Genomic DNA, 12,937 nt, shown 5'->3' on the forward strand with positions numbered 1-12,937 from the left:
GGTCTGGAGGCCGGTGTGCGCACCATCGGCCACCGGCTGTCGTTGCCCGTGGGTGAGAAGGGATCCAAGCGCGCGCCCGGCGGCTACCGCAGCGGGCGGGAGTGGTTCGCGAAGTCCCGGCGTCTGCGGGTCCTCGAAGACCGGCTTCAGGCGGCATGGGCCGACTGGGAGGCCGGCATCGTGCATGTGGTGCGCGGCGGCAGGCGGCTGCTGAACACCCGCCACCACCTTGAGGCCGCCGGGCTTTGTGAAGCCGAATGGCGCCGCCGCTGGCGGGCCGGACGCCGCTTCCTCCAGGCCGACGGGGAGTCCGGCAAGCGGTACGGCAACGAGACCATCCGCGTCAGCCTTGACGGCGAGGTCTCCCTCAAGCTCCCCGGCCCGCTGGCGTATCTGGCGAACGCGCCGCACGGCCGCTATGTCCTGGCCGCCCGGGTGTCGTTCGCGCACCGGGGCGGGCAGTGGGCCGACCGCGTCAGCACGAACCGGGCCGTGGCCTACCGCATCCACGAGGACACCGGGCGGGGGCGCTGGTACCTGACCGCGTCCTGGACCCTGCCACCCGTCCAGACGATCCCGCTGGATGCGGCCCGCGCGAGGGGTGTGGTCGGCGTGGACACCAACGCCGACCACCTGGCAGCCTGGCGTCTGGACGAACACGGCAACCCCGTCGGGGAACCGCTGCGTTTCGGCTACGACCTCACCGGCACCGCCGGTCACCGTGACGCCCAGGTCAGGCATGCCCTGATCCGACTGCTGCACTTCGCCCGGCGGCACGGCCTCGCGATCGCCGTCGAGGACCTCGACTTCACCGCGGAGAAGACCCGGGAGAAACACGGCCGCCGCAAACGGTTCCGGAACCTGATCTCCGGCATGCCCGTGGCCCGGCTCCGGGCCCGGCTCGTGTCCATGGCGACGGAACTCGGCATCCCCGTCATCGCGGTCGACCCCGCCTACACCAGCCGCTGGGGCGCCCAGCACTGGCAGCAACCGCTCACCACCGCAAGCAGGAAACCCACCCGCCACGACGCGGCCGCCGTGGCCATCGGAAGACGCGCCCTGGGACACCCGATCCGGCGTCGGACGGCACCGCCCCCTGCTCACCGGAGCGATGGACAGGGGCATCGGACTGTCCAGGCCGTATCGGTGGCCCCGGGGCGTGAGGGACACCGCCCCCGCATCCCCGGACCACGGACACGATCCGTCGGCGCCGGACGCGCAGCGAACGCGGTCGACCAGAACGCCCAACACCGTCCGGGGCGCTCGGCTGAGCACGAGACCTGGCAACAGGACTCACTCCCACTCAGTCCCTAGGAACGGTTAGAGGAACACGAGGTCCACGACGCCGAACGCCGCCGCCGCGACCAGTGCCGCCGCCGGCATCGTGATGAACCAGCCCAGGACGATGTTCTTGGCCACGCCCCAGCGGACCGCGTTCACGCGCTTCGTCGCGCCGACGCCCATGATCGCCGAGGTGATGACGTGGGTGGTGGAGATCGGCGCCTTGAAGAGGTACGCCGTGGTGAACATGATCGACGCGCCCGTCGCCTCGGCCGCGAAGCCCTGTGGCGGGTCCAGTTCGATGATCTTGCGGCCGAGGGTGCGCATGATGCGCCAGCCGCCGGCGTAGGTGCCGAGGGAGAGCATGAGAGCACAGACGACCTTGACCCAGGCCGGGATCGGGTCCCCGTACGTCTCATGGCCGGAAATCACCAGTGCCATGACGACGACGCCCATCGTCTTCTGGGCGTCCTGAAGGCCGTGGCCGAGGGCCATGCCGGCCGCCGAGACGGTCTGGGCCATACGGAAGCCCCGCTTCGCCTTGTGCGGGTTGGTCCTTCGGAACAGCCACATGATGGCCGTCATGACCAGGTAGCCGAGGATCAGGCCGACCACCGGCGACAGGAACATCGGGATGATGACCTTGTCGACGACGCCGTTCCAGAGGACGGATGTGCCGCCGGCCAGCGCCGCCCCCACCAGGCCGCCGAACAGCGCGTGGGAGGAGGACGAGGGCAGGCCGAAGTACCAGGTGACGAGGTTCCAGACGATCGCGCCGACCAGCGCTGCGAAGAGGATGCCCATGCCCGTGGAGCCCTTGGGGGTCTCGATCAGGCCCTCACTGACCGTCTTGGCGACCCCGGAGCCCAGGAAGGCGCCCGCGAGGTTCATCACGGCCGCCATCGCGAGGGCCGCGCGCGGCGTCAGCGCCCGGGTGGAGACCGAGGTGGCGATCGCGTTCGCCGAGTCGTGGAAACCGTTCGTATACGTGAAGAAGAGCGCGACCAGGATGGTCACGACGAGCGCGAGGGTGTCCATCGACGGGTCAGGACTCCTTGACGGCGATGGTCTCCACCGTGTTCGCCACGTGCTCGAACGCGTCCGCCGCCTCTTCCAGGACGTCCACGATCTGCTTGAGCTTCAGCACCTCGATCGCGTCGTACTTGCCGTTGAAGAGGTGGGCGAGAAGCTTGCGGTGGATCTGGTCCGCCTGGTTCTCCAGGCGGTTCACCTCGATCCAGTACTCGGTGAGGTTGTCCAGCGTGCGCAGGTGGGGCATCGCCTCGGCCGTCAGGTCGGCGGCCCGCGCCAACACCTCGATCTGTTGTTCGACGCCCTTCGGCAGTTCCTCGACGTTGTAGAGGACGACCAGGTCGACGGCCTCCTCCATGAAGTCCATGATGTCGTCGAGGGAGGACGCGAGGGTGTAGATGTCCTCGCGGTCGAAGGGCGTGATGAACGAGGAGTTCAGCTGGTGGAAGATCGCGTGCGTGGCGTCGTCACCTGCGTGTTCCGCTGCCCGCATGCGCTCCGCGATCTCGGCCCGGGCAGACGCGTCCGCCCCGAGCAGTTCCATCAGGAGTTTCGAGCCCGTGACGATGTTGTCCGCGGAGGCGGCGAACATGTCATAGAAGCTCGTCTCCCTGGGGGTCAGACGAAAGCGCACTTGGGGTCCTCGGTATGCATGGGTTTCGGTCAGGGTGATGCTAAGCGCATCATCCGGCCACGGCTAATGGGCCGCCCTCCAGTTTCGCCCATGGGGCTCGGCGATCATCACGGGGGCGTCCCGAGGGCCCTATACCCAGCAAAGTTCGTTACCATATACCCGGCAGGGGTATATGTCTCGACGATACGGAGGACGCGATGACGACCACCGAGGCGGGCGCCACGACACCCTCCACGAGCGGAGGGCCGGCGCCGACCACGCACGGCTACCACAAGCAGAAGGACGAGCACCTCAAGCGGCTGCGCCGGATCGAGGGCCAGATCCGGGGTCTGCAGCGCATGGTCGACGAGGACACCTACTGCATCGACATACTCACCCAGGTCTCCGCCTCCACCAAGGCCCTGCAGTCCTTCGCCCTGCAACTGCTCGAGGAGCACCTGCGGCACTGCGTCGCCACGGCGGCCATCGAGAGCTCCGCTCAGGGCGCCGCCGAGGGCGGGTCGGAGATCGACGCGAAGGTCGAGGAGGCCACCCAGGCCATCGCCCGCCTGCTGCGGACCTGACCGGGCCCGGTCACCTGGCCTGAATCAGCGGGCGTCGCCCTCCTCGCCCACGCGCAGCACCTCGTCGATGCTCTCCAGGCTGAGCCGGTCCTCGGCGGCCGACGCCGCGATCATCAGCTCTCCGCACAGCTCGATCTCGGCGAGGGCCACGTGGTCCTGAACTGCCGTACCGCCGACCGGAGCCACGTGCATCACCTCTTCTCTGCCGTCACCGACTCTCTAGAGTAGGCAGCGGTCTACACAACGCGCATGGCACGGACGGGCTAGTTCACAGGTCGGACAGAGCGGTCCCCTGACTAGTGCGTCGGCCTAGCGCGTCGGCTGGTTTTCGGCGATCCGGCCCGCGTAGATGTCCGCGGCGCGCGGCAGCTGCACGTCCACCGGAGTGCCGAATCCGTACAGCAGCGTCGTCGAGGCGACCGCCACCGTGCCCTTGCCGCTGTCGTTGACGAAGCTGAACCGCTGCCGCAGCTTCCGGATCCGGCCCTGGTCGTCGAGGTACACGTCGAACGGGACCTCGGCGGTGGCGAACCCTTGTGCCGCGGACGCCAGGGCGGCCCTGTTGCCGGCGGACGCCGAGCGGGCGGCGGCCGCGAGGTCGGCGGTGCCGCGGTAGTGCCGGACCTCGGTCCCGGCGAGTTCGGTCCTCCCCACGTACGTCGCCGAGCGCGTGCCGCGCAGCAGCTCGGCCGCCGCGAACGGATCGGTCGCGCCGCCGGTGACCAGATTGCCGTCGGAGAGGGTCGAGGTCTCCACGCGGACCCATTTGTCGGCGGGTACTCCGGCGCCCCGGTTCTTCATGAACAGCGCGCCCGGGGCGAGGAGTTCGGTGATCGGGCGGTGCTCGGAGGCGCCGGCCGGGTCCTGCGGGAGGACGATCGTGAGCTTGCCGAGCTGCCGGTCGTAGTCGTAGACGCCCTTGCCGCGGATGGTGACCCGGGTGCCGCCGGTTGCCATCTCCATCGAGGTCGTGGCCTGGGAGGTGCCGGTGGCGCGCAGGGTGTCCGCCGTGCGCTTCAGGAGGGTGACCGGGGTGTCGCCGGTGGTGCCGCTGGCGCCTTCCGCCGTGGCGCCGCCGCAGCCGGTGGCGCAGGCGCCGAGGCCGACCACGAGTCCTACGGTGACGGCCGTCTTTCCAGCGCGCCAGTGCTGCCGCCGTTTCATCGCCTGCCTACCCCCAGCCGGTACGTCCGTCACGGGTCCCGCGTCGTTCCGCTTAACGAGGGGTGGGTGGGGCCGTCACGCATACTTGCGCTTCGGCAGGCATGGGTAACGTTGTCGATGTGGCGCAGGAAGACGGTTCCGGGCGGGTCCTGCAAGGGGCGGGGCACGATGCGGGCACGGTGGAACAGGGGCGGTTCTGTTTCGCGCGGTGCACGTGTGGGTGGCGGGGGCCGGCGAGGAGAGCGAGAAGCCTGGCGCGGACCGATGCGGAGGGGCACTTGGCCGGGGGTGGCTGAGGCGGGTGAGTCCGGTGCCGGCCGGCGGGGGCTTGTCGCTCCCCCACTCTCGGCTTCGCTCGAGCGGGGGGACCCCCATCGCGGCGGAGCCGCAGATCGACACAGCCCCGCGCCCCCTGCGGGGCGCTGCAGCCCGCGCCCCCGTGCGGCTCGCCCCCTTTGGGGCGCTCCCCCTACTGCGGGTTGTGCAGCGCGGCCAGCAACTCGTCCACCAGCTGGGCGTCTCGCGGCTGGGTCAGGCGGCGGCGGGCGTCGGGTGGGCGCAGCCACAGGATCCGGTCCACCTCGTGGTTCGGGGTGAAGTGGCCCTCCGCTGCCTCGCCGGACCAGTAACGGACTTCCTTGGGGCGGCCGTTGGCGTAGTAGTGGACGGTGGACAGCTCGCTGCCCAGGGTCGCTGTGCAGCCGGTCTCCTCGGCCACCTCGCGCAACGCGCCGGTGCCCGCGTCCTCGCCGCGCTTGAGCTTGCCCTTGGGGTGGGACCAGTCGTCGTACTTGGGGCGGTGGACGAGGCAGATCTCCAGGTCGCCGTCGACCGGCGAGCGGCGCCACAGGACGCAGCCCGCCGCCTGCACCGGCGTGTCGCTCACACGGCCTCCACTCGCTGCTTCTGCCACGCCTGCTGGAACGCGAACCGGGCCGCCTCCACCTCGTGCCGCTGGTCGGCGTGGAGGACACCGAGGGCGTAGGCCGTCGCGGGGGCGATGCGCGGGGTGCGGGCCGCCGCGGCGGCCGCGGCGGCGGCTTCCGAGGCGTCCCGGTGCCGGTTCAGGGCCTGGCCGGCCGCGAGCAGCCGTACGTCCACCGGCGCGCCCTCGCCGCACACCACCTCGCGGGCGTAGCGGTGCAGGCGCAGCAGGAGGCGGACCTGGTGCCAGGGGCCGTCCTGGGGGTGCGGGGCCGGGTCCGGCGACAGGCCGTGGACCAGGGCCTCCGCGTTGTAGGGGTGGCCGGCGGTGACCAGGGGGAGCGCGGCGATGGCGTCGGTGAGGCGTTCCTCGGCCGCCGCCGCCTGCGGGCGCAGGTCGGTGGTGGGCGCCGCGGCCGTCAGCGGGACCTCGCTGGCCAGCACCGCGACCTTGTCGGCGACCGCGTGGAAGCGGGCGGAGCCGAGCGCCTGGAGGGCGGTGGAGTGGGCGCGGGTGCGGGCGAGGGTGAGCTGGCGGTCCAGCAGGGCGCCCGCCTTGGCCGCGCCGACGGTGAGGTTGCCGCGCTCGGTCCCCGCCTCCGAAGTGGCCTGGGCGGGCAGGGCCGTCGAGCCGGAGAGGCGGTGCAGCGCCAGCAACAGGCGCTCCAGCCGCCCCTCGTAGGCGTGCTCAAGGCCCAACGTGCCCGACAGCCAGGCGAGTTCGGGGCGGATCTCCTCGGACCAGTCGGTGTCGAGGAGCGGTCGGAAGGTGTGCAGGCTGCCGCTGATGCGCCGGGCGGAGCGGCGCAGCGCGCGGGCCGCGTCGACGGACTCCGCCGTCGCGCTCGCCGTCCCGGTCTCCCGGTGCAGGCGCAGCGCGCGGAGGAACTCCGTGGCCTGGGCGCGCAGGTAGCCCGCGAGGGCGTCCCCGGTCACGGCCCGGGCCGTCGGATCCGTCGGTTCAAGGTGTTGCTGTGCCACGCCGGCGCCTCCGGGCGTCTATGAGCATCTCCTGGATGTTGCGCAGCGGCTGTCCGTCGGCGTCGGTCGCGTGCCGGGTCCATTCGCCGTCCGGGCCCAGGTGCCAGGAGGAGGTGGAGTCGGACATACCGCTTTCGAGGAACCGGTTGAGCGCGGCTCGATGGGCCGGGTCGGTGACCCGGACCAGGGCCTCTATCCGGCGGTCGAGGTTGCGGTGCATCATGTCGGCGCTGCCTATCCACACCTCGGGCTCGCCGCCGTTGCCGAAGGCGAAGACCCGGGAGTGCTCCAGGAAGCGGCCGAGGACCGAGCGGACCCGGATGTTCTCCGACAGGCCCGTGACGCCCGGCCGTATCGCGCAGATGCCGCGCACCCAGACGTCGACCGGCACGCCCGCCATGGACGCCCGGTACAGGGCGTCGACGATCGCCTCGTCGACCATCGAGTTGACCTTGATGCGGACGAACGCGGGGCGCCCGGCCTTGTGGTGCTGGATTTCCTTCTCGATGCGCGCGACCAGTCCGTCGCGCAGCGACTTGGGGGCCACCAGCAGGCGGCGGTACGTCTCCCGGCGGGAGTAGCCGGAGAGGCGGTTGAACAGGTCGGACAGGTCGGCGCCCACCTGCGGGTCGGCGGTGAGCAGGCCGAGGTCCTCGTACAGGCGCGCGGTCTTGGGGTGGTAGTTGCCGGTGCCGACGTGGCTGTACCGCCGTAGCGTCTCGCCCTCCTGGCGGACCACCAGGGACAGCTTGCAGTGGGTCTTCAGGCCGACCAGGCCGTACACCACGTGGCAGCCGGCCTCTTCCAGGCGCTTGGCCCACTTGATGTTGGCGTGCTCGTCGAAGCGGGCCTTGATCTCGACCAGGACGAGGACCTGCTTGCCGGCCTCGGCGGCGTCGATGAGCGCGTTGACGATCGGGGAGTCGCCGGAGGTGCGGTACAGGGTCTGCTTGATCGCCAGGACGTCCGGGTCCTCGGCGGCCTGCTCGATGAAGGCCTGCACCGAGGTGGAGAAGCTGTCGTACGGGTGGTGCAGCAGCACGTCCCGCTCGCGCAGCGCGGCGAAGATGTCGGGCGCGGACGCGGACTCCACCTCGGCGAGGTCCCGGTGGGTGCCGGCGATGAACTTGCGGTACTTCAGCTCCGGCCGGTCCAGGCCGGCGATGCGGAACAGGCCGGTCAGGTCGAGCGGGCCGGGCAGCGGGTAGACCTCGGCCTCGCCGATCTTCAGCTCGCGTACCAGCAGGTCGAGCACCTCGCGGTCGATGGACTCCTCGACCTCCAGGCGCACCGGCGGCCCGAAGCGGCGCCGCATGAGTTCCTTCTCCAGGGCCTGGAGCAGGTTCTCCGCGTCGTCCTCCTCGACCTCCAGGTCCTCGTTCCTCGTCAGCCGGAAGGCGTGGTGCTCCACGACCTCCATGCCCGGGAACAGCTCTTCCAGGTGGGCCGCGATGACGTCCTCGATCGGGACGTACCGGCCCGGGGAGCTCTCGAGGAAGCGGTTCAGCGACGGCGGCACCTTGACCCGGGCGAAGTGCTTGTGGCCGCTGACCGGGTTGCGTACCACCACGGCCAGGTTCAGGGAGAGGCCCGAGATGTAGGGGAAGGGGTGCGCCGGGTCGACCGCCAGCGGGGTCAGGACGGGGAAGATCTGGTGCCTGAAGAGCGTGAAGAGCCGCGCCTGCTCCTTCTCCGTGAGCTCGGCCCAGCGGACCAGGTGGATGCCCTCCTCCGCGAGCGCGGGGGCGACGTCCTCGTGGTAGCAGGCGGCGTGCCGGGCCATCAGCTCACGGGAGCGGGCCCAGATCATCTCCAGCACCTCGCGCGGCTGCAGCCCGGAGGCGGACCGGGTGGCCACGCCGGTGGCTATCCGGCGCTTCAGGCCGGCCACCCGGACCATGAAGAACTCGTCCAGGTTGCTCGCGAAGATCGCCAGGAAGTTCGCCCGCTCCAGCAGCGGAGTGTTCGGGTCCTCGGCGAGTTCCAGCACCCGCTCGTTGAACGCGAGCCAGCTGCGCTCCCGGTCGAGGAAGCGCCCCTGGGGCAGCTGGCCCCCGTCGGCCTGCGACTCCTCGTACCCGTCGAGGTCGGCGTCGATGTCGGGTTCCAGGTCGGAGACCGCGGCGGCCACGGCGTGCGGGCGGTGCGCGGCGATGGAGCCCACGGAGGGCTGGGCGGGCTGGACCTCGGCTGCCTGGGCGTTCTGCTGGCTCATGACACCATTCTTCCGCGCCCGGGCCGTCACAGGCGCGTCGGAACGCGCGGGTGGGAGCCGGACGACCCCGTTTCCCGCGACCCCCTCGGGGGGCGGTGAAGGCTCTGGCACGGCGGGCTTCATTGGCTGAGCGTCGCAAGTCCGTCTGAACCAGCGGTTACGAAGACATGGCGTGCGGGATAGCGGGGAGCGGCTCGCGGACGTCTGTGGTCAGCCCGCGCGGGCATGGCGGATCACGAAAGTGACGATCCTGTACGACCTTCCCACCGGCACCGTACGTCCTTCCCCCGTCCGGGGGACGCGCGGGGCCGGGGGTTCCTCAGCGGGCCCGGCGGCACAAGAGGGAGAACGTGCCAGCCGTGGCCGCGGCGGCCGCCGCGAGCACCATCGCGGTGGCGAGCAGGTGCACGGCCCAGAAGCCGAGCGGCCCGTGCAGCGGCTGCCACGCCTCGCGCAGGTACAGCCTGATCACGAGTGTGACGACGGCGGCCGCGCCGAGCGCCGGGAGAGTGCGGCCGAGCGCGGTCCCGGCGAGGGCGCCGACGGCGACACAGGCTTGACGCCCTCTCCTGCCCGAGGGCAGGAGATTCCGGTCCGCACCGCTATGCGGTGCCACCTCGGGTTCCTGCTTCACCGGCCCTTGCCGCTCTCCGGGGAGATCGGTCTTACAGGGGCCTCCACAGGCGTCACTTTCCGCCCGTCCGGCGGTAGATCCGACGACTCCGTCATCGGATGAGGCGATCCTAGCCCTGTCGCTGCGGCCTCCGGGCCACTGAGGGCAGGATGCCCTTCACCTCCACCCTGAAGGGTGGAGCACTGGGCAAGTGTTCGGTAGCTGAGGGTCTCGCCGAGGAAGTTGAAGACGTTTTCGGCGTCGGTGAGCGCCGAATAGCCGCACGCGGGCAACTGGCCCGAGGCGGAGAAGTGGAAGCCCTGGCAGGCCCGCTCGGCCGGTACCTCCGAGAAGTACAGCCAGAGCAGGAGGCCCGCCACGAGCAGCACGAACGCGGTCCAGCCGAGCAGCGCCGGGCGGTGCAGCCGGCGCAGGGAGCGGTGCGGGGCCGCTGGAGCGGCGGACGGGGCGGTCATGCGGGGGACTCCGTGCGGTGCTTGAGAAGGCGGAAGGAGAGGAGGGTGGCGAGGACGGCGACGGTGAGGACGATCGCGGTCTCGGTGAGGTGGAGGGGCCAGTAGTGGGAGGCGGGGTGGTAAGTGGCGAAGCGGCCGTGGGAGTTCGAGCCCTCGCTCACCAGCCAGGTGCCGTCGGGGAGGTCGAAGGCGTGCGGCCCGGTACGGGTGAGGGCGGGCCACAGGTAGGGGCGGTAGTACGTCAGCACGGCGCTGAACAGCCACATCGCCCCGGCGGCGGTCCCGAGCGCGGCCAGCGCGCGGCCCAGCCACAGCGCGGTGAGGGTGCCGACGGCGAGCGCGCACAGGGCGTACGCCACGAGCAGCGGGCCGCGGGCCGTGAACGCGATGGCCCAGGTCCAGTTCTCCCAGGACAGGTCCGGGTGGGCGGCGAAGGCCCAGCGGAACACCAGGCTCAGGACGGTGCCGCCGACGGTGACCGCGAGGGCGGGCAGGGCCAGCTTGGCAGCCAGCCAGCGGACCGGGGTGACGCCCTGTGTCCACGCCAACCGCGCGGTCCCCGATTCCAGTTCCCGGCCGATGAGGGCGCCGCCCGCGAAGGCGGCGACGCCGACGAAGCCGTAGTCGATCAGGTCGCCGGCCCAGCTCAGCTGCACGGGGTAGCTGAACCCGTCGACGCAGACGTCGTAGCAGGACGGGCCCTTGCTGCCCGGGTCGTACGCGGTGACCTTCGTCAGCCACGCCAGCCAGCCGCTCACGCCCACCACGAACACGGTCCAGGTCAGCAGGGCCGCCCGGTGCAGTCGCAGCACGGTCCGGGGCAGTCCGCCGCCGGCCGGGGGCAGGGCGCTCATCGGGCGGCCGCCCTGCCGGTCAGGCGGCGCAGCACCACGAAGCAGGCGAGGGTCAGAACGGCCGTGACGGTCAGGAGGAGGGCGGTGGCGGTGAGCTGGAGCGGCCAGTAGTGGGAGTACGGATGGTATGTGACATGGTACAAAGCCGTGTTCCCGCCCTGGCTCACCGTCCAGGAGCCGGCGGGCGATGTGGGATAGCCGTGCCCGCTGCGGCCCAGCGTCGGCCACAGATGGGGCAGCAGCAGCTGGGCCGTGCCCCCGATCACGCCGGTGAGCAGCGTGCCGAAGGCCAGCGCGGGCAGCGTCCGCCGCCACAGCAGCCCGGCCAGCGCGCCCGCCGCGAGCCCGGCCAGGGACAGGGCGCCGAGGGTGGGGCCGCCGGTGAGGAACGTCCCCATGTCGTACCAGTCCTTGGCGCTGTCGATCCGGCCCCGGCCCGCGGCCCAGGCCAGGTGGTGCAGCCAGGCCAGCAGGCCGGTCCCCGCGGTGACGAGGACGGCCGCGGTCGCCAGCCGCACGGACAGCCAGCGGACCGGGGTGCTGGACTGGGCCCAGGACAGCTGGGCGGTGCCGGACTCCAGCTCCTTGCCGAAGAGCGCGCCGCCCGCCCAGGCGGCGGTCAGGAAGGGCACCGCGGCCACGGCCAGGGTGGCGTAGTTGTACCAGTCCTTGTAGCGCAGGATCGCGCTCTGGTCGTACCGGCACACGGTGTTGAACCCGCAGCTGTCGAACCGGCGCCAGCCCTCGGCGGCCGCGTCCGCGAACGGGCCGTGCAGCAGAAGCAGCAGAACGGTGCTGAGCAGGACGAGAGCCGTCCAGACGTACAGCGCGGGGCGGTGCAGGCGCAGCACCCAGCGGGTCAGGTGTGGCCTGGCCGTGGCAGCGGGTGCGGGTGCGGGTGCGGGTGCGGACAGGGCGGTCACGCGACGGCCTCCTCGGCCGGGGCCAGGGCCGGGGCCCCGGGGTTGCGGAGGTGGCCGAGGACCAGTTCCTCCAGGGAGGGGGTGTCGGTGCGCCAGTCGTCGGGCAGCGGTCCGGCCGGGCGGATCAGGGCGCTGAGCTGGCGGCCGGTGGTGCGGGACTCGACGACGGTGTGCGCGGCGAGGTCGGCGTCGGCGTCGGCGCTGACCCGGGTGTGGGCGGCCAGCAGATCGTCGATCTCGCCGGCCAGCCGGACCCGGCCGCCGCCGATCAGCAGCAGGTGGTCGCAGGAGTCCTCCAGCTCGGCCACCACGTGCGAGGACATCGCGATGGTGGTGCCGTGCTGGGCGGCCTGCACCATCAGCACGCCCATCAGCTCGTGCCGGGCGAGCGGGTCGAGGTCGGCCATCGGCTCGTCGAGGAGGAGCAGGCCGGGCCGCTTGCCGAGGGCGAGGGCGAGCGCGACCCGGGTGCGCTGGCCGCCGGAGAGGGCGCGGACCCGGGACTTCGGGTTCAGGTCGCCGGCGGCCACGATCCGCTCGGCGGCGGCCGCGTCCCAGCGCTCCGGGTTGAGGTCGGCGCCCATCTGCAGGGTCTCGGCGACCGTGAGCTGCGGGTAGAGCGGCTTGTCCTGGGCGACGTAGCCGATCCGGGTGCGGGCCTGGGCCGGGGTGGTGCCGAGGACGGTCAGCTCGCCCTCGGTGGCGCCCAGCAGACCGGCTGCGAGGGCGAGGAGCGTGGACTTGCCCGCCCCGTTGGGGCCGACGACGGCACAGACCCGCCCGGCGGGCAGCCGGAAGGTGCAGTCGCGCAGCGCCCAGCCCCCGCGCCGGCCGAACCGCTTGCCGAGCGCGGACGCCGCTATCGCGGTGTCGGTCATGAACTCTCTCCTTGGAAGTGCTTTTCGAGTACGGCGGTGAAGAGCGCGGCCACGTCCTCGCGGTCCAGGCCGGCCGCGTGGGCCCGGGCGGCCCAGTCCTCCAGCTCCCCGTGCAGGGGCGACTCGGCCGTCGGGGCGGCGCCCAGGGCGCGCTTCACGAACGTGCCGAGCCCGCGACGGGCCTCGACCAGGCCCTCGCGCTCCAGCTCCCGGTAGGCCTTCAGAACGGTGTTGGGGTTGATGGCGGTGGCCTCGACCACCTCGCGGGCGGTGGGCAGCCGGTCTCCCGGCCGGAGGTGCCCCAGGCGGAGGGCCTGCTTGGTCTGCTGGACGATCTGGACGTAGGTGGCGACGCCGGAGCGCCGGTCGATGCGGTACTCGACCACCCGTACAACCACC

General features: G+C 71.8%; 15 protein-coding genes. 2 read left to right on the forward strand and 13 right to left on the reverse strand.

Annotated elements, in window-relative coordinates; genetic code table 11:
- Positions 1–1,314, forward strand: a 1,314-nt coding sequence (locus LQ326_RS34780) for an IS200/IS605 family accessory protein TnpB-related protein (protein WP_234543065.1), incomplete at its 5' end; no start/stop codon positions are given.
- A 6-nt stretch (positions 1,315–1,320) separates the two neighbouring features.
- On the opposite strand, the gene LQ326_RS34785 is transcribed toward LQ326_RS34780, so the two are convergent.
- Together LQ326_RS34785 and LQ326_RS34790 are read right to left on the reverse strand one after the other, a co-directional pair.
- The gene (locus tag LQ326_RS34785; RefSeq protein WP_234543066.1) at positions 1,321–2,319 is read right to left on the reverse strand and encodes an inorganic phosphate transporter; all 999 of its coding nucleotides are present in this window, start codon (positions 2,317–2,319) and stop codon (positions 1,321–1,323) included.
- A 7-nt stretch (positions 2,320–2,326) separates the two neighbouring features.
- The gene (locus LQ326_RS34790) at positions 2,327–2,947 is read right to left on the reverse strand and encodes a DUF47 domain-containing protein (RefSeq protein ID WP_132892118.1); all 621 of its coding nucleotides are present in this window, start codon (positions 2,945–2,947) and stop codon (positions 2,327–2,329) included.
- 197 nt (positions 2,948–3,144) lie between these two features.
- Here LQ326_RS34790 and LQ326_RS34795 point away from each other — a divergent pair, with 197 nt between their 5' ends.
- Positions 3,145–3,510, forward strand: coding sequence for a metal-sensitive transcriptional regulator (locus tag LQ326_RS34795; RefSeq protein ID WP_234543067.1), 366 nt, complete (start codon positions 3,145–3,147; stop codon positions 3,508–3,510).
- Between the two features lie 24 nt (positions 3,511–3,534).
- Here the strand turns inward: LQ326_RS34795 and LQ326_RS34800 are convergent, their stop codons facing one another.
- The 11 genes from LQ326_RS34800 to LQ326_RS34850 all read right to left on the reverse strand — a co-directional run bounded on the left by LQ326_RS34800 (position 3,535) and on the right by LQ326_RS34850 (position 12,924).
- Entirely contained in the window at positions 3,535–3,702 is a 168-nt protein-coding gene (locus LQ326_RS34800; RefSeq protein ID WP_234543068.1) for a hypothetical protein, read from the reverse strand.
- A gap of 117 nt (positions 3,703–3,819) precedes the next feature.
- Positions 3,820–4,674, reverse strand: a complete 855-nt coding sequence (locus LQ326_RS34805; RefSeq protein WP_234543069.1) for an SCO4651 family lipoprotein — start codon at positions 4,672–4,674, stop codon at positions 3,820–3,822.
- Positions 4,675–5,143: 469 nt separating this feature from the next.
- Positions 5,144–5,560: an NUDIX hydrolase gene (locus tag LQ326_RS34810; RefSeq protein ID WP_234543070.1), complete on the reverse strand. Its 417-nt coding sequence runs from the start codon at positions 5,558–5,560 to the stop codon at positions 5,144–5,146.
- Positions 5,557–6,579 carry a CHAD domain-containing protein gene (locus LQ326_RS34815; RefSeq protein WP_234543071.1) on the reverse strand — a complete coding sequence of 341 codons (1,023 nt, stop codon included), beginning with the start codon at positions 6,577–6,579 and terminating at the stop codon, positions 5,557–5,559. The genes LQ326_RS34810 and LQ326_RS34815 overlap by 4 nt, the downstream gene beginning before the upstream one ends.
- Positions 6,560–8,917, reverse strand: a complete 2,358-nt coding sequence (locus LQ326_RS34820; protein ID WP_234543072.1) for an RNA degradosome polyphosphate kinase — start codon at positions 8,915–8,917, stop codon at positions 6,560–6,562. The genes LQ326_RS34815 and LQ326_RS34820 overlap by 20 nt, the downstream gene beginning before the upstream one ends.
- A 196-nt stretch (positions 8,918–9,113) precedes the next feature.
- Positions 9,114–9,410, reverse strand: coding sequence for a hypothetical protein (locus tag LQ326_RS34825; protein ID WP_234543073.1), 297 nt, complete (start codon positions 9,408–9,410; stop codon positions 9,114–9,116).
- A gap of 14 nt (positions 9,411–9,424) precedes the next feature.
- Positions 9,425–9,883: a hypothetical protein gene (locus LQ326_RS34830; RefSeq protein WP_234543074.1), complete on the reverse strand. Its 459-nt coding sequence runs from the start codon at positions 9,881–9,883 to the stop codon at positions 9,425–9,427.
- Positions 9,880–10,737, reverse strand: a complete 858-nt coding sequence (locus LQ326_RS34835; protein WP_234543075.1) for an ABC-2 membrane transporter-related protein — start codon at positions 10,735–10,737, stop codon at positions 9,880–9,882. The genes LQ326_RS34830 and LQ326_RS34835 overlap by 4 nt, the downstream gene beginning before the upstream one ends.
- Complete coding sequence (locus LQ326_RS34840; protein WP_234543076.1) at positions 10,734–11,660, reverse strand: ABC-2 membrane transporter-related protein; 927 nt, start codon at positions 11,658–11,660, stop codon at positions 10,734–10,736. Before LQ326_RS34840 ends, LQ326_RS34835 begins: the two co-directional genes overlap by 4 nt.
- On the reverse strand, positions 11,657–12,538 hold the full coding sequence (locus LQ326_RS34845) for an ABC transporter ATP-binding protein (protein ID WP_234543077.1): 882 nt from the start codon (positions 12,536–12,538) through the stop codon (positions 11,657–11,659). The genes LQ326_RS34840 and LQ326_RS34845 overlap by 4 nt, the downstream gene beginning before the upstream one ends.
- Positions 12,535–12,924: a GntR family transcriptional regulator gene (locus LQ326_RS34850; RefSeq protein WP_181807568.1), complete on the reverse strand. Its 390-nt coding sequence runs from the start codon at positions 12,922–12,924 to the stop codon at positions 12,535–12,537. The genes LQ326_RS34845 and LQ326_RS34850 overlap by 4 nt, the downstream gene beginning before the upstream one ends.
- Positions 12,925–12,937: the final 13 nt, after the last annotated feature.

Origin of the sequence: Streptomyces shenzhenensis (assembly GCF_021462265.1) — a bacterium.
GTDB classification, from domain to species: domain Bacteria; phylum Actinomycetota; class Actinomycetes; order Streptomycetales; family Streptomycetaceae; genus Streptomyces; species Streptomyces shenzhenensis.